Source organism: Flavobacterium micromati (assembly GCF_900129585.1).
GTDB classification, from domain to species: domain Bacteria; phylum Bacteroidota; class Bacteroidia; order Flavobacteriales; family Flavobacteriaceae; genus Flavobacterium; species Flavobacterium micromati.
Window position 1 is genome coordinate 42,611 of the sequence record NZ_FQWF01000008.1, and the last position, 25,923, is coordinate 68,533.

Annotated in this window: 25 protein-coding genes; 16 read left to right on the top strand and 9 right to left on the bottom strand. The window is 33.6% G+C overall.

Annotation, left to right across the window (positions count from 1 at the left end; genetic code table 11):
* The first annotated feature begins 42 nt into the window (after positions 1-42).
* Both proC and BUB42_RS09615 read left to right on the top strand, forming a co-directional pair.
* Positions 43-819 (top strand): pyrroline-5-carboxylate reductase, encoded by a 777-nt coding sequence (gene proC, locus BUB42_RS09610; protein WP_073019616.1) that lies wholly within the window; start codon positions 43-45, stop codon positions 817-819.
* 55 nt (positions 820-874) lie between these two features.
* A complete protein-coding gene (locus tag BUB42_RS09615; protein ID WP_073019628.1) occupies positions 875-1,258 on the top strand; it encodes a Dabb family protein in 384 nt (127 codons plus the stop codon).
* A 216-nt stretch (positions 1,259-1,474) separates the two neighbouring features.
* Here the strand turns inward: BUB42_RS09615 and nhaA are convergent, their stop codons facing one another.
* Entirely contained in the window at positions 1,475-2,635 is a 1,161-nt protein-coding gene (gene nhaA, locus BUB42_RS09620) for a Na+/H+ antiporter NhaA (RefSeq protein WP_073019630.1), read from the bottom strand.
* A gap of 143 nt (positions 2,636-2,778) precedes the next feature.
* Between nhaA and BUB42_RS09625 the strand changes: the two genes are divergently transcribed.
* Complete coding sequence (locus BUB42_RS09625; protein ID WP_073019632.1) at positions 2,779-3,729, top strand: 2-hydroxyacid dehydrogenase; 951 nt, start codon at positions 2,779-2,781, stop codon at positions 3,727-3,729.
* A gap of 62 nt (positions 3,730-3,791) precedes the next feature.
* Positions 3,792-4,070: a TM2 domain-containing protein gene (locus BUB42_RS09630; RefSeq protein WP_073019634.1), complete on the top strand. Its 279-nt coding sequence runs from the start codon at positions 3,792-3,794 to the stop codon at positions 4,068-4,070.
* A gap of 53 nt (positions 4,071-4,123) precedes the next feature.
* On the opposite strand, the gene BUB42_RS09635 is transcribed toward BUB42_RS09630, so the two are convergent.
* Positions 4,124-5,926, bottom strand: a complete 1,803-nt coding sequence (locus tag BUB42_RS09635; protein WP_073019636.1) for a GNAT family N-acyltransferase — start codon at positions 5,924-5,926, stop codon at positions 4,124-4,126.
* 113 nt (positions 5,927-6,039) lie between these two features.
* On the opposite strand from BUB42_RS09635, the gene BUB42_RS09640 reads away from it, so the two are divergent.
* From BUB42_RS09640 to BUB42_RS09655, 4 genes are all read left to right on the top strand, one after another.
* A complete protein-coding gene (locus tag BUB42_RS09640) occupies positions 6,040-6,801 on the top strand; it encodes an exodeoxyribonuclease III (RefSeq protein WP_073019638.1) in 762 nt (253 codons plus the stop codon).
* Positions 6,802-6,948: 147 nt separating this feature from the next.
* Positions 6,949-7,890, top strand: coding sequence for an OmpA/MotB family protein (locus tag BUB42_RS09645; RefSeq protein WP_073019639.1), 942 nt, complete (start codon positions 6,949-6,951; stop codon positions 7,888-7,890).
* 159 nt (positions 7,891-8,049) lie between these two features.
* Positions 8,050-9,087: an aldo/keto reductase gene (locus tag BUB42_RS09650; RefSeq protein WP_073019641.1), complete on the top strand. Its 1,038-nt coding sequence runs from the start codon at positions 8,050-8,052 to the stop codon at positions 9,085-9,087.
* 475 nt (positions 9,088-9,562) lie between these two features.
* Positions 9,563-10,009, top strand: a complete 447-nt coding sequence (locus BUB42_RS09655; RefSeq protein ID WP_073019643.1) for a hypothetical protein — start codon at positions 9,563-9,565, stop codon at positions 10,007-10,009.
* Positions 10,010-10,444: 435 nt separating this feature from the next.
* Here the strand turns inward: BUB42_RS09655 and BUB42_RS16420 are convergent, their stop codons facing one another.
* On the bottom strand, positions 10,445-10,621 hold the full coding sequence (locus BUB42_RS16420; RefSeq protein WP_170857210.1) for a hypothetical protein: 177 nt from the start codon (positions 10,619-10,621) through the stop codon (positions 10,445-10,447).
* 318 nt (positions 10,622-10,939) lie between these two features.
* Here BUB42_RS16420 and BUB42_RS09665 point away from each other — a divergent pair, with 318 nt between their 5' ends.
* Both BUB42_RS09665 and BUB42_RS09670 read left to right on the top strand, forming a co-directional pair.
* The gene (locus BUB42_RS09665; RefSeq protein WP_317614898.1) at positions 10,940-11,431 is read left to right on the top strand and encodes a DUF2237 family protein; all 492 of its coding nucleotides are present in this window, start codon (positions 10,940-10,942) and stop codon (positions 11,429-11,431) included.
* A 176-nt stretch (positions 11,432-11,607) separates the two neighbouring features.
* Complete coding sequence (locus tag BUB42_RS09670; protein ID WP_073019647.1) at positions 11,608-11,787, top strand: hypothetical protein; 180 nt, start codon at positions 11,608-11,610, stop codon at positions 11,785-11,787.
* Between the two features lie 224 nt (positions 11,788-12,011).
* Here the strand turns inward: BUB42_RS09670 and BUB42_RS09675 are convergent, their stop codons facing one another.
* Positions 12,012-13,979, bottom strand: coding sequence for a transglycosylase domain-containing protein (locus BUB42_RS09675; protein WP_073019648.1), 1,968 nt, complete (start codon positions 13,977-13,979; stop codon positions 12,012-12,014).
* Positions 13,980-14,251: 272 nt separating this feature from the next.
* Here BUB42_RS09675 and BUB42_RS16575 point away from each other — a divergent pair, with 272 nt between their 5' ends.
* Positions 14,252-15,058, top strand: a complete 807-nt coding sequence (locus tag BUB42_RS16575) for a hypothetical protein (RefSeq protein WP_073019650.1) — start codon at positions 14,252-14,254, stop codon at positions 15,056-15,058.
* 11 nt (positions 15,059-15,069) lie between these two features.
* Positions 15,070-15,450: a hypothetical protein gene (locus BUB42_RS09685; RefSeq protein ID WP_073019652.1), complete on the top strand. Its 381-nt coding sequence runs from the start codon at positions 15,070-15,072 to the stop codon at positions 15,448-15,450.
* Positions 15,451-15,542: 92 nt separating this feature from the next.
* Here the strand turns inward: BUB42_RS09685 and BUB42_RS09690 are convergent, their stop codons facing one another.
* Entirely contained in the window at positions 15,543-15,710 is a 168-nt protein-coding gene (locus BUB42_RS09690) for a hypothetical protein (protein ID WP_244533917.1), read from the bottom strand.
* Positions 15,711-16,265: 555 nt separating this feature from the next.
* Between BUB42_RS09690 and BUB42_RS09695 the strand changes: the two genes are divergently transcribed.
* Entirely contained in the window at positions 16,266-16,622 is a 357-nt protein-coding gene (locus BUB42_RS09695; protein WP_073019653.1) for a hypothetical protein, read from the top strand.
* 359 nt (positions 16,623-16,981) lie between these two features.
* Here BUB42_RS09695 and radA read toward each other — a convergent pair whose 3' ends face one another.
* The 4 genes from radA to panC form a co-directional block, all read right to left on the bottom strand.
* Positions 16,982-18,343, bottom strand: coding sequence for a DNA repair protein RadA (gene radA, locus BUB42_RS09700; RefSeq protein ID WP_073019655.1), 1,362 nt, complete (start codon positions 18,341-18,343; stop codon positions 16,982-16,984).
* Positions 18,343-19,491, bottom strand: a complete 1,149-nt coding sequence (locus tag BUB42_RS09705) for an alpha/beta hydrolase (protein WP_073019656.1) — start codon at positions 19,489-19,491, stop codon at positions 18,343-18,345. The genes radA and BUB42_RS09705 overlap by 1 nt, the downstream gene beginning before the upstream one ends.
* Before the next feature lie 282 nt (positions 19,492-19,773).
* The gene (gene panD / locus BUB42_RS09710; RefSeq protein ID WP_073019658.1) at positions 19,774-20,124 is read right to left on the bottom strand and encodes an aspartate 1-decarboxylase; all 351 of its coding nucleotides are present in this window, start codon (positions 20,122-20,124) and stop codon (positions 19,774-19,776) included.
* Positions 20,125-20,138: 14 nt separating this feature from the next.
* Positions 20,139-20,987, bottom strand: coding sequence for a pantoate--beta-alanine ligase (panC, locus tag BUB42_RS09715; protein WP_073019660.1), 849 nt, complete (start codon positions 20,985-20,987; stop codon positions 20,139-20,141).
* A gap of 108 nt (positions 20,988-21,095) precedes the next feature.
* Between panC and BUB42_RS09720 the strand changes: the two genes are divergently transcribed.
* Genes BUB42_RS09720 through glmS form a run of 3 tightly spaced genes read left to right on the top strand, consistent with a single transcriptional unit; the run spans position 21,096 to position 25,444 of the window.
* Positions 21,096-21,902 (top strand): glycogen/starch synthase, encoded by an 807-nt coding sequence (locus BUB42_RS09720; RefSeq protein WP_073019661.1) that lies wholly within the window; start codon positions 21,096-21,098, stop codon positions 21,900-21,902.
* Positions 21,903-21,922: 20 nt separating this feature from the next.
* On the top strand, positions 21,923-23,587 hold the full coding sequence (locus tag BUB42_RS09725; RefSeq protein ID WP_073019663.1) for a BamH family beta-barrel-assembly machinery protein: 1,665 nt from the start codon (positions 21,923-21,925) through the stop codon (positions 23,585-23,587).
* A gap of 9 nt (positions 23,588-23,596) precedes the next feature.
* Positions 23,597-25,444: a glutamine--fructose-6-phosphate transaminase (isomerizing) gene (glmS, locus tag BUB42_RS09730; protein WP_073019664.1), complete on the top strand. Its 1,848-nt coding sequence runs from the start codon at positions 23,597-23,599 to the stop codon at positions 25,442-25,444.
* The last annotated feature ends 479 nt before the right edge of the window (positions 25,445-25,923 follow it).

Consider the following 25,923-nt stretch of genomic DNA (forward strand, 5'->3'; position numbering starts at 1 on the left):
TCTTTGAAGAGGGTTCAGGATAAGAAATTTTACAACCAGCGCATGAAAGTACACATTATTGGCGGCGGCAACCTAGGTGTTTCAATCGCATTAGGATTATCTAAATTTTCAATGGATAATCAAATTACAATAACACGCAGAAATACTTCAAGTATCCTTTATCTTGAAAAATTAGGTGCTACAGTTTCCACAAATAATACGCATCTTATCCAAGAGGCTGATATTATTATTCTAACGATAAAACCCTATCAAGTAGATACAGTGCTGAGCGAAATCCTACCAGCAATTTCTAATAAAATTATCGCTTCAGCAGTGAGTGGATTATCAATTGATATTTTACAAAACAAAATTGGAGGTTCGAATATTGCAGTTCGAATTATGCCTAATATTGCAGCACAATTTGGCGCGTCGGCGACTTGTATTGCATTTCAAGAACAAAATAAAGACAAAGCACAAAGTGTAGTTTCTCTATTTCAAAGTTTAGGAACTGCTCCTATAATTGATGAAAAATTGATGGACGCAGCAACTGTGTTAGCGGCCAGCGGTACTGCTTTTGCATTGCGGTATATTCGAGCATCGATGCAAGCGGGAATCGAGATTGGATTTGATTGGCAAACAGCACTAGCTATTTCAGCACAAACTGTAAAAGGCGCAGCTGAAATGCTGTTAGAAGAAAAAGTCCACCCAGAACAACTTATTGATCGCGTTACCACACCTCAAGGCTGCACTATTGCTGGATTAAACGAAATGGAAATGCACGGATTCAGTTCGTCGTTAATTAGAGGAATTAAAACTTCTTTGAAACAAATTAAAGGATAGGTTTTTAAGTAGTGCTATTAATTTTTAAAAATTAATTGAAATCAAATTTAGCGTAATGAAGAAATTAATTTTAATATTGTTGGTTGTGATGTCAAGTAACTACTGTGCTAATGCACAACAAAAAAATCAAAAAGAAGTGCTGAGACATGTTGTTTTATTTGGATGGAAAGAAGGAACTGATCCTGCAGTAATTGATAAGATAGTGACAGCTTTTGGAGAACTAAAGAATAAAATTAAAGTCATTAAAGAATATGAATATGGTATTAATAGCAGTCCCGAAAACCTCAATAATGGATTGTCGCACTGTTTCACAATTACTTTTAAAAATGAAGCTGATAGAGATGCTTATCTTATCCATCCAGATCATAAAGCCTTTGTAGCGTTGCTGAATCCCGCGCCGGCAAAAATTACGGTAGTTGATTATTGGGCATTTAGGTAGACTTTTTTTTTTGATCTAACAAAAAAAGTATTTATATTCTATTTTATTCGAGTAAAATACTGATTAAAATATTAAGAGACAATCTACTTAAGGAATCATCGGATAGAACTTGAAAAAACATTTTTTAAATGTTTATTACGTCATCTTTTGTAAAAAAATAGCCTCGTTCAAATTATTTTGAACGTGGCTATTTCTTGTATATTAAAAATAAGACTACTATTTTTCCTTTTTTACTTTAGCTGGTTTTAAGGTAAATTTTAAAAATAAAAACCCAACGGTTCCTGCAATAAAGGATGCAATAAGAATGGCTATTTTAGAATAATTAATTACTTCTGCTCCGTCATTTTTGAAAGCCAATAACGTTATAAAAATAGACATTGTAAAACCTATTCCGCCAAGCATTCCTGCGCCTAAAATATTTTTCCATTTCAAATCTCTTGGTAATGTACATACACCTACAGTAACAGCAAGGAATGAAAATAGCCAGATCCCAAGCGGTTTTCCAACAACTAATCCTAATATAATTCCAATGGTATTTGGATGATTTAAGCCTTCATTCCAATCGGAACTTATCGCAATACCAGTATTAGCTATTGCAAATAACGGAAGAATGAAAAAAGCTACTGGTTTATGTAAGAAATGCTGTAATTTATAAGAAGAAGTTTTTTTGCTGCCATTACCAAACGGAATTACAAAAGCTAATAAAACTCCAGTAATTGTCGCGTGAACACCTGAATTTAACATAAAATACCACATTCCAGCACCACCAATTAAGTACGGAATTAAGTTGTGAACTTTTCTCCGGTTTAAAATAAACAATCCACCCATGATGGCAAATGCGATAAACAAATTCATAAAAGCAATTCCATCAGAGTAGAATATTGCAATTACTAGTATAGCACCAATATCGTCAATTACAGCAAGAGCAGTTAAAAATACTTTTAGAGATGTAGGTACACGATTCCCTAAAAGTGATAAAATACCTATTGCAAAAGCAATATCGGTTGCCATAGGAATTCCAGCACCGTTTTGAGTAGTTGTTCCATAATTTAAAAGTAAAAAGATTCCAGCAGGAATTAATATGCCTCCAAGTGCCCCAAAAATGGGTAATGAAGCATTTTTAATGCTTGATAGTTCGCCTTGATAGATTTCACGTTCTAATTCTAAACCTATCAAAAGGAAGAAGATGGCCATTAGACCGTCGTTAATCCATTCAGTTATTGAATGACTTCCTAACTTGGTTTCCCAAAACCCAATGTAATCAGTAGAAATGGCTGAGTTTGCTAATAAAAGAGAAACTATTGTAGCAAAAAGTAATAGAAGACCGCCAGATTTTTCGCTTTCAAAAAAAGCATTAAAAGTTTTTGTTAATCTCATTTTTGTGTTTTATTTATTACGGCGTAAATAGCTGCAACAAAATTTTAGAATTGCTAATTTAAGAATTTCGAGTTTAATTTTGCCTTTTAAAATCATAAACCGTATTTTTTTTGTTATTTTGGTAGTGCTAAAATTTCAAATTTATGGATATAAAAATCCTCCACATCGATAGTAATCATTCTTTGCTTTGGGATCAACTAAACAAGGCTGGATTTATAAATCACAGCGATTTTAAATCTTCGAAAGAAGAAGTCGAAGCTATAATCGAAGGTTATCAGGGAATTGTGATACGCAGTCGTTTTAAAATCGATAAGAGTTTTTTAGATAAAGCTACTAATTTGCAGTTTATAGCTAGAGTAGGAGCGGGATTAGAAAGTATCGATTGCGAATATGCAATTTCAAAAAACATCTCGCTTATTGCAGCTCCAGAAGGCAATCGGAATGCCGTGGCCGAGCATAGTTTAGGAATGATTTTGTCTCTTTTTAATAATTTGAATCAAGCTGACGCTGAAATAAAATCAGGTAATTGGAATCGGGAAATTAACCGGGGTCATGAATTGGATGGCAAAACAATAGGTATCATCGGTTATGGAAATATGGGAAAGGCTTTCGCCAAAAAGTTACAGGGTTTTGATGTAGAAGTATTGTGTTATGATATTTTAAATAACGTGGCCGACGCAAATGCGGAACAAGTCTCACTCGAAGAATTACAACAAAAAACAGACGTACTTAGTTTGCATATTCCGTGGACTCCAGAAACAGATAAAATGATCAATTCTAAGTTTATTGAGGATTTTAAAAAATCTTTTTGGATCATTAATACGTCGAGAGGGAAAAATATCGTTACCGCTGATTTAGTTGCTGCAATGCAATCTGGCAAAATTCTTGGTGCTGGGTTGGATGTTTTGGAATATGAAAAACTATCTTTTGAAACGCTTTTTAACGATAAAAACACTCCCGAAGCTTTTCAGTATTTGATGCAATCTCAAAATGTGATTTTAACGCCTCATATTGCTGGCTGGACCTTTGAAAGTCATGAGCGATTGGCACAGGTTATAGTGGATAAGATAAAATTAAAATACAACTACTTGTAAATAGGGCAAATTATTACTTAACTAAATAACTAAATAAATAACTAAATAAATAACTAAAAAAAATGGAAAATTCAAAAGAAGAACAATGGAACAATCCTCAACCTGTACGACAAGAAAACAAAAAAATTGTTGCTGGAGTATTAGCAATCCTCTTGGGCTCATTAGGAGTTCATAAATTTATATTAGGTTACACTACTGAAGGGATTATTCAGCTTGTTATATCTGTAATAACATGCGGAATAGGAAGCATTATTGGACTAATTGAAGGAATAATTTATCTTACAAAGTCGGATGAAGAATTTTACCAAACCTATCAAGTGAATAAAAAAGGATGGTTCTAGTTTTTTAAAAAGCCCGTTGATTAGAATCAACGGGCTTTTAAATTTTGGTAAGGCTAATCTTCTTTCTCCGTTAATTTTCTTTCTAGCTCTTTTTGAAATTCCTCCATTACTGGTTTCATAGTGCTATCAGGAATGTCTGAGATCCTGATGTACATTAATCCATCAACAGCATTATTAAAAAGTGGATCTACATTGAAGGCGACCACTTTTGCATTTTGCTTAATGTATTTTTTAATCAGTACTGGCAAACGCAAGCTTCCTGGTTCAAGTTCGTCAATTATTTTATCAAACTTATTTAGATCCGCTTCGGTTTCATTAAAAATGAAGTCTTTATCGGCGTCTTTCAATTTTACTTTGTATTCTTTCTTGGGGTGTATGTATTGCGCTATGTAGGGATCGTAATAATTTGATTTCATGAATTCAATCATCAATGATTTAGAAAAATCAGAAAATTGATTGCTGATACTTACACCTCCTAATAAAAATTTGTGTTCTGGATAGCGCAGTGTGGTATGCATAATTCCCTTCCAAAGCAGAAAAAGTGGCATTGGTTTTTGTTGGTATTCTTTGATAATAAAAGCACGACCCATCTCTATAGATTTGTGCATCATATCGTGTAATTCAGGTTCAAAACGGAAAAGGTCATTCAAATAAAAGCCATTTATACCGTATTTAGGATATATTTTAGAACCTAAACCCATTCGATATGCACCAGCAATTTTATTTGCCTCGTTATCCCATAAAAATAAATGGTGGTAATACTTATCATGTTTGTCTAAATCGATGCTTTCATTTGTTCCTTCGCCTACTTCGCGAAAAGTAATTTCTCGTAGTCGTCCTATTTCATGTAAAATATTAGGAATATTGGTAGCTTCGCTAAAGAAAACTTCATAGTTTTTGCTTTGTAAAAGACGACAATCGCTGTTTCTAGCAACCTCAACCTCAGCAATCATTTTTTCTTGATTAGCTCCCGTTACAATTTTTTTCGGGCTTTTAGGAAGTTTTAAGGATGGTGTTGGCAAAAAAGGGCTTTCTTTTTCGAAAGGATTGGCCAGCATATAGGTTTTCTTTCTTAAAAACTCCGAGTATTCGTCAATCGTTTTATATTCATTTTGCTCAATAACTGAAATTGGTTTACCAACTCGGACTTTGATCACCCGTTTTTTTTGACTAAAAACTTCCGAAGGTAATTTTGCAGTTCTAAAAGTTCCGCTTATTTTAGAAAGTAAATAAAACAACCTGCTATTTTTAGCGTGAAAATAAATTGGAATAACAGGAACTTGGGCTTTTCTAATTACTTTAATCGCTCCTTCTTCCCAAGGTTTGTCCACCTTTAATTTTCCATCTTTATAGGTAGAAACTTCTCCTGCAGGAAACATTCCTAATGGTTTTCCATCACTTAAGTGACGCAACGTTTCTTTTATTCCCACCACGCTTGATTTTGCATCCTTATGATTTTCAAAAGGATTTACCGGCATTATGTATTTTTTAAGGGGTTCAATACGGTGCAACAAAAAATTGGCAATAATTTTAAAATTGGGTTCTCGTTCAAGCATTAATTTCAGCAATAAAACGCCGTCAATTCCGCCTAATGGATGATTTGAGATCGTTATATAAGCACCGTCTTTTGGCAAACGTTTAAGATCTTCTTCTGGTATTTCAAATTTTATCTGCAAATCGTCTAAAATTCCGTTCAAGAAAGCGACATCTTTTAAATGTCTATTTCTGTCATAAACCTTGTTTAAATTTGAAATTTTAAGAATCTTCATTAGTATCCACCCGGAAAAAGTTCCAAGAAATCCGTATTTATCAACATTTATCGCTTTCGCAACTTCTTTGGCGGTTACTAAACCCATTTATTTATTATTTTTAAAGCGAAAAACAAAGATAGCAAAAAAGTCCATTTTCTTTGTTTTTCTAAATCAAACTTCTACTTTTTTATTACTTTTGAAAATCAAAACTCTCTTCAATGAAAATTATTTCATACAACGTTAACGGAATCAGAGCCGCCATTTCTAAAGGTTTTATTAACTGGTTACAACAAGCAAATCCAGATGTTATTTGCCTTCAGGAAATTAAAGCTACTGAAGACCAAATCCCAGTGGATGAAATCACGGCCGCTGGTTATCCCTATCAATATTATTATTCAGCAACAAAAAAAGGTTATAGCGGAGTAGCGATACTCTCTAAAACTAAACCTAATAACATTGTTTATGGAACTGGTATTGCCCACATGGATTTTGAAGGCAGGAATCTACGAGCTGATTTTAATGATGTATCTGTAATGAGCTTGTATTTGCCATCAGGAACTAATATTGATCGTTTAGATCACAAATTCATGTTTATGGACGATTTTCAAAATTATGTAAACGATCTAAAGATGGCGATTCCGAACCTGATAATTTGTGGTGACTATAACATTTGTCATGAAGCAATCGATATTCACGATCCCGTTCGCAATAAAAATGTTTCTGGATTTTTACCTCAGGAAAGAGCGTGGCTTGATACATTTATGAAAGCTGGGTTTGTAGATAGTTTTCGCCATTTTAACAGTGAGCCTCATCAATACACATGGTGGAGTTATCGCGCTGGAGCGAGAGGCAATAACAAAGGTTGGCGCATCGATTACAATTTAGTTAGTGATTCGTTGAAACATAAATTAAAAAGAGCCGTTATTTTATCTGATGCGATGCACTCTGATCATTGTCCAATTCTAGTGGAAATCGAATAATTTTTTTAGGAGCTTTATCCTGCTATCCGCTACAATCTTGTTGCTTTTTTAAAAAAAGCAACAAGGATTTTCACTGCTATCAGGGCTAGGACATTTCGGTATAATGAGTACTTTTAGTTAAACATAACTTATAAAAAAATAAACAAAATGATAAAAAAGATTTCTATCGGATTACTTGTATTGGCGCTGTCATCTTCCTGCGTTTCCAAAAAAATATACAATGATTTAGAAAATAAATTTGCCGATCTAAAAAAAGAAAACAGAAGTATTGCTGATGAAAATGCGGATTTGTTAAAAGCTAAAAATCAATTAGAATTAGATCGAGATAGCGTAACATCAGATTTAACTAAAGCTAAAGTTGAGCTCAATAAACTAAAAGCAGATTATGCAGCTGCTCAAAATAAGTATAAAGTGCTAGAGGATTCTTATGCCGCTTTGGAAAAAAACAGCAGTGATGCTTTGCAAAGTAACATGAAGAAAAATCGTGACTTGCTAGAGCAATTAGATGAAAGAGGAAAAACATTAGCACTCGAACAAGAACGACTGAGTAAAAATGCACAGCGCTTGCAAGAACTTGAAAACTTAATTGCTGCTAAAGAAGCAAGCATGAAAAAACTGAAAGAAACGTTATCAAATGCGTTGAATGGTTTTGAAGGAAAAGGACTTACGGTTGAGCAAAAAAATGGAAAAGTATATGTATCCATGGAGAACAAATTATTATTTAATTCTGGCAGTTATGCTGTAGGTTCTGAGGGTAAAAAAGCGGTAATTGAAGTTGGTAAAGTTCTTGGTGATAATCCAGAAATAGCCGTCCTTATTGAAGGTCATACTGACAATGACGCTTTTACAGCTTCAGGTCCAATTGCTGATAACTGGGATTTATCTACAAAAAGAGCAACGGCAATCGTTGGGATCTTAGGTGAAAACAGAAATATAAATAAGCAAAATCTTACTGCCGCAGGTAGAAGTGAATATGCACCATTAGGAAGTAATTCAACTGCAGATGGAAAAGCAAAAAATAGAAGAATAGAAATTATTTTGACTCCAAGGTTAGACGAAATCGCTGAAATGCTTAAAGAAATCAATTAAATTGAAAAAATAATGATATCAAAAAAGGTTCAAAGTTTAGTTTTTGAGCCTTTTTTGTTTGCTGGATTTTGATTTTAAAGGTTTGTTAAAAAGATCTTAAGGAGAAAATTAAAAGTTTTAGGAAAACTATTTTTATACACTAACTACAATTACAAAAAAATGAAATATACGACTTTGCCGGATACGGATATAAAAGTGAGTAAAATATGCCTTGGCACAATGACTTTTGGGGAACAAAATACAGAAGCTGAGGGTCACGCCCAAATGGATTATGCATTTGAAAACGGAGTTAATTTTTTTGACACCGCTGAAATGTACTCGGTTCCGGCGCGCGAAGAAACGTATGGAAGCACCGAAAAAATCATTGGAACTTGGTTTAAAAAATCATCAAAAAGAGAAGACATAGTTTTGGCTTCTAAAATTGCGGGACCCAATCCAAATTTTAATTACATGCGGGACAATAATGATTTCTCGCCAGCGAGCATCAAGACTGCATTAGATCAAAGTTTACAACGATTACAAACTGATTATTTAGATTTGTATCAATTGCATTGGCCTGAGCGAAAAAACAATTGTTTTGGTCAACGCGGTTTTAAAATACAAGATGATTCTTGGCAGGATAATATTCATGCCGTTTTACAAACTTTAGACGGTTTTGTCAAAGAAGGGAAAATTAAACATATCGGACTTTCTAATGAAACTCCTTGGGGAATTATGCGTTTTCTGGAAGAAAGTAAATACAATAATTTGCCACGAGTTAAAACCATTCAAAATCCATATTCATTGCTTAACCGACTTTTTGAAGTGGGATCGTCAGAGATTTGCATGCATGAAAATGTGGGTTTGCTAGCGTATTCGCCAATGGCTTTTGGCGTATTATCTGGTAAGTTTTTAACAGGGGAAAGTCATCCCAAAGCTAGAATTAAGTTGTTTCCAAACTATTCTAGGTACAATAGCGACCAATGTACCAAGGCGACTTTATTGTATGATGAAATCGCAAAGGAAAACGGGTTGACGTTGACTGAATTATCATTAGCATTCATCGAGCAACAAGCATTTGTAACAAGTACTATTATTGGTGCAACAAGTATTGCACAATTAAAAGAGAATATTGATACAATCAACGTGTCACTTTCTGATGAAGTAATAGCTGAAATTAATAAAGTGCAGGCAATCATTCCTGATCCTGCACCTTAATTTGTAAAAGTAATTTGATCTTAAAGCCTGATAAATTTTTTTATCGGGCTTATTTTCTTGAATCAAGTTACAATGAAAATTCTTCTGTCACCGCTCCGCAAAGTTTCCAACTTTGAGGATGTGTTCTTCAGTTTTAAACTGATTTAGTTAAGATTTATTCGAAGGTATTTAAAATGGTTTCCCGCTTACACTTCATTTTTAGAACGAGAAATTGATTTGATGGTTTATGAATTATAGGATTTGAGTGAGGAAGAAATTGGGGTTGTTGAGGGATGCTAGCGTATTAAGATTAGAGTATTAAGTATTAAGACAGGAGAGATTGGTGCGGATAAAATTATATATTTACAATTCATTAATTTCTGATTGTTGTCAGACTTATTCACGCAAAATGCGTTGTATTAGTCTGATGTTATTAGACATGTAAACAAGTTAGCGGTCAGTTTGGGAAAACTGCAAAAACAAAGAAATATTAGAAATGAAAAGCATAATTTTTATTATTACTATTATTCTAACTCATCTTTCTTTTGGACAAATTCCGAAAGGAAGAGTTCAGGATAAATATTATGAATATTGCCACCAAAATTTAAGCAAATTAGTACAGTCAGAAGTTTATCCATATTTTGCAACCAATGAATTGTGTTCAATTAAAAAATGCTTCAGAGGAATAAGTTATCCAGAAATAAATGAAATAATTTATAAACGAATTGTAGAACTTGCTCAATTAAACTTTGAGAAAAAAATTTATTTGTATTTAGTCGAAGGAAACAGAAGTGTTGAACGGGCTGAAAAAGAAAACGAAAATCTGCAAGATGATAATAGACTAATTTATATAAGTGTTGATGATTTTATAAACGCTAAAGAAATCACGAAAGGAAAAGATTTATACAATACAGAAACCGAAAGATTAACGAAAAGAAAATAAAACCGGACCGCTAACAGCCATTTCAAGAAATTGCGTGAAATCTGCTTAAATCAGATTTTTCTTTCGCAAAAATTTTTGTTTTAGCCGGAAGTATGCGGTTACGAAGTTCGCCAACTTCTTGTAGCTGCAAAACGTCAGGCTGTGAATTTACCCCACTTTTGCACAAATTAACTCCGTAACTTCTTTCCTGTTCGCACAAAAATCGCTTGTAAGCGAGTCGGTTTTTAGAGATCGAAATAATTGTCTGATAATTTTGAAATCGCATGAGCTTAAAAAAGTCGCTTTGATCAAGGCATAACCAGCGCTCCGAGCTGTCCATGAAAAAACCCAGCTCCCCGAAGTATTCATGAAAAAACATAATTCCTCTTCGATGGTATTGCTCTTCAGTCCCCGTTAGCTATCACGCTGACCTCAACTCCTTAATCGCATCGGCTTTTATCCAACCTTCTGTTTCATCTGCCAATTGAATTTTTGTCCAATTATCTCGCTCCTTCCTAAAACCGAAATATTGCGCTTAGATCTGTAAAGTAATGCCTCAAATCCGGGCAATTCAGCAACTGCACGATGGATCATTGAAGTTGCTACAGCTAAATCATCTCCTTTTTTTGTCATTGTAAATAATTTTTAATTAATTTTACAAAGTACTAACATTTTACGGTAAGACGCTACAGGACGTTTAGTTCAACAACGGTTATGAGCTCATTGGCCGTTCGTTACATGATGTGATTATTGAACCGATGCGTAAATTATTAATCCCTAATTTTAATTTCTGGTGCAGGTCCGTTTATTTTTGCGTTGTGTAAAGGACAAAACATCGCTGATAAAGTATCCGTCAGTATGAGTGACGCCTATTTAGATACCGGAATTTCTTTGGATATTCATATTTCAAAAATAAATGATCAAGGCGCGAAAATTTTATAAATAAGCATCATGAAAAAATCAATTTTACTATTTTTATTTGTGTCAACTATAACATTGGGACAAAATGAAGAAGTGCAAAAAAATTGTTTAATTACTAATGAAACTACTACTTCTACATTATATAAAAACAAGATGAAAAAGCAAGAAAAAAACGTGCTCGGAACAGCTTTAGAAATGGCGAGTTTAGAACCGCTAACAGGATTTTACAGAGATGGTTTTTGTTCAACTGGTGACGCTGATACTGGAATTCATGTTGTTGCAGCAGTATTAACGGCCGAATTTTTAAACTATTCTAAATCAAAAGGCAATGATTTAATTACGCCCAATTTAAACTATAATTTTCCGGGATTAAAATCGGGCGATGTTTGGTGTTTGTGTGCTAACCGATGGAAAGAAGCTTTAAAAGCTGGCGTTGCGCCACCTGTAATTTTAAAAGCAACAAATGAAAAAGCGTTGGACATTATTTCATTAGATGATTTAAAGTCACACGTTGTAAAGTAAAAGGTCCGAGGTTTGAGCTGCGAAGTATAAGGTATAAGTTGCGAAGTACGAGGTTCGGAGTGCGAAGTACTAGTCACGAGTTATAAATTGTAAATTACTAATTATTCAAAATGTAATCGTGAACTCAATAAATTTGAAGTTTTACCAAAATTGGCAACTTTGATAAAAATTCGACGTTGACTGAATTATCATTAACATTCACCGAGCAACAAGCGTTTGTTATAAGTACTATTATCGGAGCAACAAGTGTCGCTCAATTAAAAGAAAAAATTTATACAATCAACGTGTCACTTTCTGATGAAATAATTGCTGAAATTATTAAAGTTCACGCAATCATTCCAGATCGTTCGCCGTAAATACTCAATTTTTTTTTCATTTTTTACATTTGCTACCAAGGCACCACAGTGCGAAATTTAAATATGGATTGGTGGCTCAGCGCTTTTTTTAGATATTAAAAGACGATAAATTGAGTATTATTAAATCAATAAAAACTATTAAATAACTGATTAAGCATAAAATTTAATTCGCGAACAGACGCGATTTATATAAAAATTATTATTTTATAATCGTTGAGTAAATCTTAAAGATCAAACTCAAAGTCTGGCAAAAACGGAATAGAATCTATTGGTGAAGAAGGTGTAACTTTTAGACGGAGATAGGATTTTGCTGGTCCTGAAATAAGGAGCTTTTGCTGTTTATAGATTGTGTCTTTACTACTTAAAAGACCTCGTCGAGTCATAATGTTTGTTAAAAAAGATTCTTGTTGTACAGCAAATTCTTTGAGCGTTCCTTCATCATTAAATTGATACATGAATTTTTTAGGACTTGGAATAATTCGAGCAAGAAATAAACACTCTTTTAAATTTAACTCAGAAGGGTTTTTATTAAAATAAAACCGACTCGCTTCGCCAATTCCATAAATATTTGGACCCCATTCAATAACATTAAAATACACTTCGAGCATTCGTTCCTTACTTGCAATTCGGTTGTTTTCTAAGACGTATACGAGCAATATTTCTTCTAATTTTCGCGACAAAGTTTTCTCTCGAGTCAAAAAAACATTTTTGACTAACTGCATGCTGATGGTGCTCGCGCCACGCGAAAACTTCTTGGTTTTTATGTTTTTTATAATAGACTGCTTGAAAGCTTCATTGATAAAACCACGGTGCGAAAAGAAGGAAGGATCTTCAGTTGTTAAAACGCTTTTTTGTAAATAAGGCGAGATTTGTTCCAGAGAAATATAATTTGGGTTTGCGTTTCCAACTAAAACTGGGCGTTGCAAAACATCTTCAATTATAGCGCGGTAAACAAATTCACTATTGAGTTTGTTTAAATTCGCTGTGCCGTATTTTGTTATTTTTAAATTCTTTTTTTTGAGTTTACTGTCAAAAACTAATTCTTTGGGTTTATTTATGTTGTATTGAAAATCCAAGTAATAATCGAAAGTTCCGTCGGCTTCCATACCCTGAAAATTTGTAAATAGTCCATCAGGAAGTGAATTAATAAAATCTTGAGCTTTGGTTTTTGGAATAGCCACCTTGAGCTTATAAACGGTATCTTGTGCAGTTTCGTAGGCAATATAAGGATGAATTTTTATTTTATTTAGTTGTAAAGTAGAAGTACTATCAACAGAAATGAAATCAGAGCCCAATAAAAAACGATAATCGAATCTCGCATTTTTTATAATGACATTTTTTCGAGCAATTCGGGGATGATTTATTTTTAAATTGGCAATCGAAGTGAAGCCATCAATGCGCAGTTCATTACCGGTTCGATCTATATTGTCAATTTTTAAGCGGATCGAGTCAAAGCTGGAAATGAGATTATAACGCTCATCTAGATACGGGACTTTAATTGCGCCAGTATCAAGATTAAAAAACCGAATATCAGCTTTTTGTTCCCGTGGATCGGCGAATCCTTTGATTTTCCATCGTTGCGTAAAGGAATTTGTTTTTATATTTAAGGAAGTTTCTAATTTTTTGTTCTGAAGTACTAATTTATCAATTTTGATGGTTGCCTTTTTGCCATTGTCGTCCAATTTAAAAATTAGGTTTTCAACATTCATATCTGTTGGAACCAGATTAAGTATTCTCGAAATAATGCGATAAGCCAACTCGGCGTAATCTTTTTTGCGACTATTAACTAATTCATTTTTGTCTTTTTTTAGGAAAGCAGCAAAGTTTTTTATGTCGCCTTTTTGTACGAGTTGCACAAATCCGTTTTGGATTTCAAGCGTTCCTACTTGAAACTCTCCTACTATTAATTTCCAAACATTAATACTTGTTGTTAATTTTTTTATATTAATTAAAGTATCTGCTTTTTTTGGTTTTAATGTAATTTCAGTTAAACGTAAACCTGAAAACCCTTCAAAGTTAGCTTGTTTAACTGTAAAATTGCTGTCATATTTGAGTTCCATTTTGGATGATATATTTGCAATGGCTTGATTTAATATAGTATCTCTTAGAAAATAAAGTGATATTGCTACTACTATAAAGAATACAGTAAGCAGTTTTAAAAACAACAGGATTTTTTGTTTTACGGTTTTCATTAATTAGGAAACGTTTATTTAAAGATTTTAGTTTTACGAGGTAAGGAAATAAATGAAAAGTGTTCAGAGTTAGATATTAGTATTCGTCTTGTTTTAATTATCGCTACTATTTTTTGTTTAACGCAGATTTTCAAAAGTAGGGATTAATACTTGCTCCTGAAAGTTTCCAACTTTGAGGATGTGTTTTTCAGTTTTAGACTGATTTTATAAAAGGTAAATTGCATTAATTGGCAAGTATTTATATTTACAGATGTAAAAGTCACTTGTTTTAAGTGTACATTTATTTATATTATGTATTAGATGCTCACGGTATATCTCAAGGCACACTTGCAATGATGCAAAACAACGGTGCAGGATTTTTGAGTGGAGCTGCGGGAGGTTTTTTTGGTAGCCTAGGCGCAACGGCTTGGGGTGGCGCAGGAGGAAAATGGGGAGGTCTAGGTGGTAAATATGCTGGTAGCACAGTAGGAACTATAGCTTTTGGAGCACTCTCTGGTGGCGTGGGTGCAGAACTTAGTGGTGGTAATTTCTGGCAAGGAGCAGTCGCTGGTGGGATTGTTAGTGGACTAAATCACGCAATGCACTCGATGGGTGGTGACTACGGAAAACCTAAACCTCCAAAATTTCGATTGAGACATTTACTAGGTCCAGATGCTGTCTATGTAGCAGGTGCAGAAGATTTAGGAATTGGACTAGGTGTTGGTTTTGAACAAGGCGCAATCATTATTTTAAGAGGTCCAGATGCAGGGATTTATCCAGCATATGATTTTGGAATTGGTTTGTCCACCGCATCAGGTTCTTTATCTCTGGAGGCTGTAAAATTATATTATTCAGGCGATACGGTTACAAAAGACGTTTTCTATGGTAATAGATATGAAGCTAACTTTGGAGCTGATGCTTTAGGACATATAGGATTTACAGGTGTTTACGCACCAATGGCGGACGGTAATATGGTTTGGGGTTATGGTATTACGATTGGAGTTGGTTTTAGTGCTACGATATTTTCTGGAAATATTAATTATGGTAGAACACAAACAAATGGTAATAATATGATACCAAATTTAGTCAATAAAAAATAAAAATTTACTTTATGAAAAAGCCGTTTTTTGTCGTGATGCTCATTCTTGGATTAATAGTTTTTATATATCTAGTATTTATTAATGAATCTTATCAATCGAAATTAAAGGAAATAAGATTTGAAGATAATTTGAGTTTGGAAGTCAAAAATGCTTATAATGAAAGAGGTATTTACATATTAAACGATAAATATTATCTGAATAGTGCTACATTTATAATTGGAAAAGGGACAATTAAAATAAAAGATGATGCTATTTGGCGACCTGAAGGAAGCAAACATATGCCAAGAATATCAGACATTAGTGCTCCATTCAAAATTTATAAAAACAAAAACACTGACACTATATTTATTGAAAAAGATGAAAGCAAAATCTCATTACTATTATCAAATTAAGTATTAATTTTGAATTTACTATAAACACAAAACCCGAGCATCGCTCGGGTTTATTTATTTATAACATTGTTACATTTGTATTAAAAAAATCTTTAAAAGTTTTTATTGGTGAGCATTTTATCGATGAGCTTGAAGATAGTTTGTTTGTCATCGTCTACAAGCTGTGGAATTAGTCTAATTTGCTCAACGGCTGTTTTATCTTCAAGTACAACTTCGCTTGCAATTTTGCCATCGTAATTAATAATTTGGTCAGTGGTCAAATTAAAGATTTGCGCAATTTTTTGAAGATCATCGACGGTTAAGGATCGTAAACCTTTTTCAATCTTGCTATAAAGCTGATTTGTCTACGCCGCGCGGCCAAGGCTCCAACTTTGATGCTGTCTGTTTCAGTTTTAAACTGGTGTTATTGAAGATATATCGAAGGTATCGTTACTTATTTATACGTAACGATTCATAAATGTCGCTGTTGCACTTGCTCTGTTTGAATCATTGAATTTATAAAATCCCACTTTAATTTTACTTTATCTATTTAAAAAAACAGAAAAAATCTAATAAAACTATAACAGGATATTGATAGACGATCCCAGCTTATAATCTTAAAAAAAGACTGCTATTTGCTATCGAAATAATATCGGAAAGATCCTCTCGGGAATTTCTGTGACTAGATTAAGATCATGAGAAGGATTTATAGATCGTTTATTCCTGTAGCAGAAAACTATCATGCGTAAATAGTACAACATTTATAAATAATTGTATAAGTTACTTTAGATCAAATATTTGAAATTTGTAATATTATAAACTTATAATTATTTCAAATGGAAACTAAAGTAAAAGAAACGGAGAACAATTATGAAGCTCAAATTGACACAACGGTAAGCACTATTGAGAGTCATGTTGAAAAAAAATCTATCACAGGATTATCAGGAACAATCAACAAATGGATTGACATCCTTGAAGACCACAAAGGATTTAAAACAATTGCTGGGAACCTAAGCAAATTAAAAGATGCTATTGAAAGCAAAGATGCTGATAAAATAGTTTCACTTTTAGCTACCTTAGGCGAGGAAACAACTAAAGCTGCTGAAAAGGCAAACGGTACTGAAGCGACAAAAATTAAACATTTAGGGAAAGCTTTGACAACTGCTTCAAAAGCGGTTGCGAAATTTTCTTAAAAATTAATTTTTCTTCATTTTTAAATATTCGCTTCAGCAAAAGAAAATTATACAATTGATAAGTTAAGAATATTTAATAAGATCTCTGTTGAATTTCTTTGTCTCGGACATTTAAAATCAAAACCCATAAACTTTTAGCTTATGGGTTTTGTATTGTTTAACTTATAGTGAATTTAGGAATTAATAAGCTCCGCTCCAAAAAGTTTCCATTTTATAGGATTTCTTTTTCAGTTGAACTGTCATTGTTGAGGGTAGCTGGCAATTTTTACAAACTAAGTTTTGATTAAAGAGTACAGTTAAGTACAGCCAATATATAACTGGTGATCGCAGTTTATAAATTTATAAAAGACTTTGATTTTCTACCCAAACAATTCTCCTGCAACATCTTCGATTTTGGCCACCAATCTAATATTTATTCCACTATTTTTAAACGCGATTTTATTATATTTTGATACAAAAATGGTTGAAAACCCAAGTTTCTCTGCCTCTTGAATGCGTTGATCAACGCGGTTTACAGGACGGATTTCGCCGGAAAGTCCTACTTCGCCAGCAAAACAAAAATCTTTATTGACAGCAATATCTTCATTAGATGATAATATTGCCGCAACAACCGCTAAATCAATCGCAGGATCGTCAACTGAAATTCCGCCCGTTACGTTTAGGAAAACATCTTTGGCGCCAAGCCTAAAGCCGGCACGTTTCTCTAAAACTGCCAGAATCATATTCAATCTTTTAGCATTATATCCAGTGGTGCTTCGTTGTGGTGTTCCGTAAACCGCTGTGCTCACCAATGCTTGAATTTCAATCATCAGCGGACGCATGCCTTCTAGCGTTGAGGCTATTGCTGTTCCGGATAATTCCTCATCTTTATGCGAAATTAAAATCTCTGATGGATTGGAAACTTCGCGTAAACCGCTTCCTAACATTTCATAAATTCCTATTTCAGCGGTAGAGCCAAAACGGTTTTTCAACGATCGCAATATTCGATACACGTGATTTCTATCGCCTTCAAATTGAAGAACGGTGTCAACCATATGCTCTAAAATCTTTGGCCCTGCAATGTTTCCGTCCTTAGTAATGTGACCAATAAGGATCACCGGAATATTCGTTTCTTTGGCAAATTTGATCAATTCAGCCGTTGTTTCTCTAATTTGAGAAATACTTCCTGCGGTAGATTCGATATAATCAGTATGAAGGGTTTGAATCGAATCTATGATAACAATTTCAGGTTCAATAGCTTCAATTTGCTTAAAGATATTTTGGGTTTTGGTCTCCGTTAAAATATAACAATTGGCACTACTAGGCGTAATTCTTTCGGCACGCATTTTTATTTGTTTTTGGCTTTCTTCGCCCGAAACATAAAGGGTTTTATAAGGCAACTTTAATGATATTTGAAGTAAAAGTGTACTTTTTCCAATGCCTGGCTCGCCGCCAAGAAGAATCAGAGAACCTGGGACTATGCCACCGCCTAAAACCCGATTGAGTTCTGCATCCGTTGTGTCCATCCGAATTTCTTGAGCAGAGTCGATCTCGTCAATTCGAAGTGGCTTTGGTGCCTTATTATTGGAAGTGGTTTCGCTTTTCCAAGCTATTTTTTCTTGTTTCTGAATAATTTCTTCGGCAATGGTATTCCACTCCTTGCAGGAATTACATTGGCCCTGCCACTTGGCATATTGTGCACCACAATTTTGGCAAAAGAAAGTTGTTTTTACCTTAGACATTATTTCTTTGGAATTTTAATGGTCATGTCTTCGTATTTCTCCATCATCATATTTTTGGTAAGATCTCCCACTTCTTCTAATTGAGATGCAGTTTGGTAGCGTTTTGCTGCTTTTTTAAAATCTTCCATATTTTCATACATCAAGCCTAATTCATAATCACCAAGCATGGATTTTGGATAATGAGTGTTAGCAATTTCGGCTAATTTATCCAAATCAGAGTAGTATTTATTTTTTAAAATAGCAGTTTCAATGGCTTTGAAATCATTGATTCTAACAGGGATTTTTAGGCCTAGATTTTTATATATAACATCATACTTATTGTTTAGATAGTCTACATAACCCGATGAAAGAATAGCAATTTTTTCATTGTATTCAATAGCTGATATAGGTTTATAAGAATCAAAAATTTGATATAGTGCATTAGGAATTGAATGCAAAACAAGTGAAAAATGGGTTGCGCCAGCAAAATTGTCAAACCTATAATTCAATAAAGGATTGGTTACCTGCTTAATTTTAGAATCTAAATTTTTTAGAGATTTTTGTATTTCTTTGATATCTCCTCCACCGTTAGAATGATAATAAAATATGGGTTTTTTGAGCTTTGAAAGTTTCTCTGGAATTCTATCATCCATGTAGGGCGCTAATTCTGAACCCAATGCAATATAGCCATCGAAGATAGGATTGTCTTTGTATAAAAAAAAGTTCAAGAAACCTGCAGTTGTGTCGTGCCCAGCGATTATTCGGAAAGGTGCAACGGGATATTTTTGTTCGATATAAGGTAACAATTCTGCACCAATAAACTCGAAAAATTGAGCACCTTTTCCTGAAGGAACTCCGTCTTCTTGATCAAAAGTACAATCTTTATATCGATCGTTATTTTTGTTTTGGCTTATGCCAACTATAATAGTCTCTGGCATCTCATCCCAGTGGGAGCCATATTTTAAAGCGCTGTAGAAAGGATCAAATAGATAATCTCCGTCAAGTAGAATGAGTATTGGGTATTTCTTATTAGGGTTTTTTGTTAAAGAAGAGGGAAGACCAATAGTAATTTCTCTGCTTTCGCCTAAGACTTTTGAGTCAAAAGATATAACGGTCTTTTGTGAAAATACTGATGCAGAAATTAATAATAATAGTAGTAGTTTTTTCATTTATTTTCCTTTTTATCGTTACTTGTATAGCTGAATAATGCAAGCAATATAAGATAATAATGCCTGCAATTAAAGTAAAACGAAATATTTATGAGAAATGGAAAAAAAAAGAAACTTCGTAAAACACGAATTAATTTAATTGATACTAATAATTAAATTTTCGAAAAAAGCCAACAATATCTATACTGCAACGTATAACGGGAGTTTTTTTAATAACTTTAGATTTCTTTGTATTTTCTGAATGTTGTCAGCATATAAATCAACAACTTTTCCTGCGAGTAGTTAGGTTAAAGAATTGTCATTTTCATTTGGAAATATAACCCATGGCTTGAAAGTTTTAGCTTCTTCAAATTCCATTGTTGCATAAGAAATGATTATTATTACATCATCTTTTTGCACTTTTCGCGCAGCGGGACCATTTAGTGTTATTGTCCCTGAATTTTTTTCGCCTTTTATAGCGTAAGTTTCAAAGCGTTCTCCGTTATTAATATTTACAATAGCCACTTTCTCACCTTCAATAATATTCGCCGCATCTAATAGCGACTCGTCTATTGTAATACTTCCGATGTAGTTTAAGTCGGCACCCGTTACCTTAACGCGATGAATTTTTGATTTTAAAACTTGTATTTGCATGCTACAAAAGTAAATTAATTTAGTGAAATGGTATCGATCAAACGAATATTGTTGACCAAAACGGCAATAAACGCGCGATATTTTTTATTTTTATTTTTTCGGGAACAAGACAATAGCGTTGTTTCATCAGCAATTGTAAAATATTCAACCTTAAAATGAGGATTTTTTTCTATGAAAGATTTGACCCAAACTGTAATTTTTTTCGAACTTTGTTTTTCAAATTTTGCTTTTGCAGAGGTCAGTGTTTTATAAATAATGGCGGCTTCAGTTCGCTCTTGCTCAGATAAACGTTCATTTCTAGAACTCATTGCAAGATCATTATTTTCCCTATGAATAGGACAGCCAATTATTAGCACTGGTAAATTCTGCATGGCGACCATTTTTTTTACAATCTGCAATTGTTGGAAATCCTTTTCGCCAAAATAGGCTGTTGTAGGCGCAATAATTTCAAAAAGTCTTTTGACAACAGTGCCAACGCCGTCAAAATGTCCAGGTCTAAATTTGCCTTCCATTTGGTTTTCTAATCCGTCAAAGTCAAAATGCTGAGAAGAAACATTGCCCTCGTAAATATCATCTACTGAAGGTGCGTATATAATAATTTTTGGATCTAAAGTATTAAGTTTTTCGATATCCTCGTCCAGTGTTCTTGGATATTTTGCTAAATCTTCTAAGTTATTGAACTGTGTGGGATTCACAAATATACTTACAACTGTATTCACATTTCCTGAAAGGGATTTTTTGATCAAGGCAAGATGTCCTTGATGCAAAGCACCCATGGTAGGGACAAAACCAATAGTAGAATTGGCTGTTTTTATTGATTTCAAATAGTCCATTAAAAATGCTTTTCCGTAGAAAATAGGCATGGTGGTATTATTAAAATTAAATGCAAACTTACTATTTTAGTTAATAACTGCATAAATTTTTGTAATTTTGCATGGTTTTTAACGCCAATAAATTAAGTAAATTATAATATGAAAGATAAGAGGATATTATACGTATCATCTGAAGTGGTACCTTATCTCGCTGAAAACGAGGTCTCTCTAATGTCTTACGACGTTCCTAAAATGATAAATGATCAAGGCGGACAGATCCGAATTTTTATGCCGAGATATGGAAATATTAACGAGAGAAGACACCAATTGCACGAAGTAATTAGACTTTCAGGGATGAATTTGGTAGTAAATGATTTAGATATGCCACTTATTATTAAAGTAGCTTCGATACCAAAAGAAAGAATTCAAGTTTACTTTATAGACAATGACGAGTACTTTAAAAGGAAAGCTACATTCGCTGATGAAGAAGGTGTGATGTATCCAGATAATGATGAGCGCGCTATTTTCTTCGCAAAAGGCGTGGTTGAAACGGTAAAAAAACTCAATTGGGTTCCTGATATCATTCATGTGCATGGATGGATGGCGGCAATGTTACCTATTTACATGAAGCATTATTATAAAAATGAAGCTTTATTCTCTGAAACTAAGATCGTAACTTCCGTTTATGCGCAGTCTTTTGACGGTACATTGAACAAAGGAATGATCAACAAAGTTAAATTTGACGGAATTCCAGCTGATTCAATCGCGGATCTAGAATTTCCAGATTACGAAAATATTATCAAATCTACGATAAATCATTCTGATGCAGTGATTATTGCTTCTGAAAACCTCTCGCCAAGTTTAACAAAATATATTGAATCATCGGGAAAACCTTTTTTACCTTTCGCCCCAAAAGACGCATTTGCAGAGGCATATACTAATTTCTATCGCAATGACGTTTTGTAAATTAAACTTTTAAAGTAAATATGAATACCAATTCTTTTTTTAATAAAATGCTGCTTTCGTTATGTGTTCTATTTATGTATTCTTGCGATAAAGACTATAATGAAATCGGCGGAGCTATAATAGGGGGAAACAATTTCGACCTTACTAAAGTATCTTATGACGTTCTTGCATACACTCAAAAAACGGGTGCAGTTCAATCTAATAATATGGATATAAATCCATTAGGAATTTATAGTGACTCAAATTATGGTGAAACAACTGCTAATATTAATACCCAAGTATCATTGTCCGCGCCCTTGTCAAGTATAGGAGGTCGTCTTTTTGTTGAAAGTGTTATTTTAACGATTCCTTATTTTACTGATCCTAGACAAACCAAGCTAAATGTTGATGGCAGTAGTTTATATGTATTAGATTCCATTTATGGTGCTGAGAAAGCTATAATGAAATTAGGTGTATATGAATCGGGTTATTTTATGAGAGATTCAGATCCGATAACTGGATTTCAACAACAGCAACAGTTTTATAGTGACGAAAATAATTTGTTTGATAGTAGAAAATTTGCGACTATTTTAAATGACAGTCCTAATAAATCTCAAAATGAAGAGTTTTTCTTTGATGCAGCTGAACGTGCTGTTGTAATTGTTGATTCTATTACCACCGCACGAAGAACAACCTACATAAAGCCGGAAATGCGATTAGAGTTAAATAAAAGTTATTTTAAGACTCGAATTTTAGATGAGGTAAGCACTGGCAAACTAGCATCCAATGACGTCTTTAAAAATTATTTTAGAGGACTATATTTTAAGATGGAAAAATCAGGCAACAGGGCGGGTAATTTGGCTATGCTTAATTTTAACGAAGGAAAAATAACAATTACGTACAAGGAGGATTTAGCTTCGCCGATTGGTGGAGCTCCTACAAGAGAAAAGAAAACTTTAGTTCTTAACTTGTCAGGTAATAAAGTGAGCTTATTGAACAATGATTTTAGCGCTAGTGGCAGCACTTTTAATACGCTTCCAAAAACGGGTAATACGACTGAAGGTGATGATAGGCTTTTTCTAAAAGGTGGTGAAGGTTCAGTAGCTATTTTAGAATTATTTAATAAAACAGACGTTAAAGGTTATGATGCTCAAGGAAATTTGACAAGCGTTGCTAATGGTGTTTCGGATGAATTAGATGATTTAAGATATCCAGCGAACGGTAAAAAATTATTAGTGAATGAGGCTAATTTAGTATTTCATATCGATGCTAATGCGATGGCTAACAGTGTTGAGCCGCAACGAATTTACTTGTATGACTACATCAATAGCAATGGTATAATTGATTATTTTTCAGATCAAACAACAAGCACGACAGATCCCAAGAGGTCAAGGGTGTTATTTGATGGAATAATTAATAAAGATGCTATAACGAAAAGGGGTTCGACCTATAAAATACGAGTTACAGATCAAATCCGAAACCTTATAAACAATAAAGATTTTAAAAATGTCAAACTAGGTTTAGCTGTCACTGAAAACATTGCAAATTCTATATTTTATAGCGTGCGAACACCAGATGCGTTTATTTCAAAAGTTCCTATGAGTTCAGTTCAAAATCCATTAGGAACAATCTTGTTTAGTGGAAAGGCAACCGTTCCTGCAGACAAAAAATTGAAATTAGAAATTTATTTTACAAAACCAAATTAAGTCAAATTTATGTGTGGAATCGTTGGATATATTGGCTATAGAGAAGCTTATCCTATAGTAATTAAAGGATTAAAAAGACTAGAATATCGAGGTTATGATAGTGCAGGAGTAATGTTGTATGACGGTAAAACTATGAAAGTTGCTAAGGCAAAAGGAAAAGTTTCTGATCTTGAAGAAAGAGCCTTACAAGAAATAACAATCAATGGAACTATTGGTATAGGACATACACGTTGGGCTACTCATGGTGTTCCAAATGATGTAAACTCTCACCCGCACATTTCAAATTCTGGTGATCTTGCAATCATTCATAATGGGATTATTGAAAATTATGCTCCATTAAAAGCTGAATTAATTAATAGAGGTTATGTTTTTCACTCAGATACAGATACGGAAGTATTAGTGAATCTTATTGAAGAAGTTCAAAAGAAAGACAATTTAAAATTAGGTAAAGCGGTACAAGTTGCTTTGAATCAAGTAGTAGGCGCTTATGCTATCGCTGTTTTTGATAAAAAAAATCCAAATGAAATTGTAGCTGCGCGCTTAGGTAGCCCATTAGCAATTGGAATTGGAGAAGGGGAATATTTCATTGCTTCAGATGCTTCACCATTTATAGAATATACTTCTAATGCTGTTTATCTTGAAGATGGGGAAATGGCTAATATTAGACTTCATAAGTCTATGAAAGTTAGAAAAATAAAAGATGATTCCTTAGTTAATCCCACCATTCAAGAACTTCAAATGAACTTGGAGCAAATTGAAAAGGGAGGCTATGATCATTTTATGCTTAAAGAAATTTATGAGCAACCTAGCGTTATAAAAGATACTTATAGAGGAAGGCTTCACGCCAATGAAGGTCTAGTCCAAATGGCTGGAGTGGAAGACAACTTAGAAAAATTTCTTAATGCTGAACGTATAATTATCGTAGCGTGTGGAACATCTTGGCATGCTGGATTAGTTGCCGAATATATTTTTGAAGAGTTCGCCAGAATTCCTGTGGAAGTGGAATACGCATCAGAATTTAGATATCGTAATCCAATCATTAATAGAAAAGATGTCGTTATAGCAATTTCTCAATCGGGGGAAACTGCCGATACAATGGCTGCGATCAAATTAGCAAAAGAAAATGGAGCGTTCGTTTTTGGAGTTTGTAATGTTGTAGGTTCTTCAATTTCTAGAGAAACGCATGCTGGAGCTTACACTCATGCTGGACCAGAAATAGGTGTTGCATCTACTAAAGCATTTACCACTCAAATTACTGTTTTGACTATGATTGCGTTGCGTTTGGCTAAAGCCAAAGGAACACTCTCACATTCTGTATTCCATTCTTACTTGCAAGAGTTAGAAATTATTCCTGAAAAAGTAAGAGAAGCTTTGGAAACAAATGATCGAGCAAAAGAGATTGCAGCAGTTTTCAAAGATGCTCCAAACTGCTTGTATTTAGGTCGAGGTTATAATTTTCCTGTAGCACTAGAAGGCGCGTTGAAATTAAAGGAAATTTCATACATTCACGCTGAAGGATATCCTGCAGCAGAAATGAAGCACGGACCAATAGCGTTGATTGATGAACAAATGCCTGTTTTTGTAATTGCTCCAAAGCAAGGTCACTACGATAAAATTGTAAGTAATATTCAAGAAATCAAATCAAGAAGCGGTAAAATTATAGCTGTTGTGACAAAAGGCGATACACAAGTGCGAGAACTAGCCGATTATATTATCGAAATTCCTGAAACCTCTGATGCTTTGTCTCCGTTGATAACTACTATTCCATTGCAACTTTTATCATATCATATTGCTTTAATGCGTGGTTGTAATGTGGATCAGCCCCGTAATTTAGCAAAGTCAGTAACTGTGGAGTAATACTATAAGTTTAATACAAAAAAAGCCTCGAAAATAATTTTCGGGGCTTTTTTTGTATCAACTTGTACGTATTTCTAAAAATGGCTGAGTAAGTCATTCTATAAATTTTTATAAAATAATTAAGGACAGTAAGATTTGTTAAGTCATAAAGCGCCTTACCATTCCTAATAGTTAAAAGTGACACTATTATAAAATTATAATGGGATTATAATTTTGACAATGATATTATGTCTCAACTGCATTTGCTGTTACAGTTCTAACTTTTCTTTATAACCGATTGGACATAATGTGCAGGTTGCTGGCCGCAAGTACAGCACTTTTTAAATTTTGAATCACACAAAAGACAGTTTTGAAATTTGTTTCATTATTACCTGATAAAGCAAATAATTTTTCAATTATTTAATTTTTATCATATCGCTAGAATTTAATATTTTTTTTGAGGTATCAGTATTTTTAATATGCATGCATAGTGATAAATT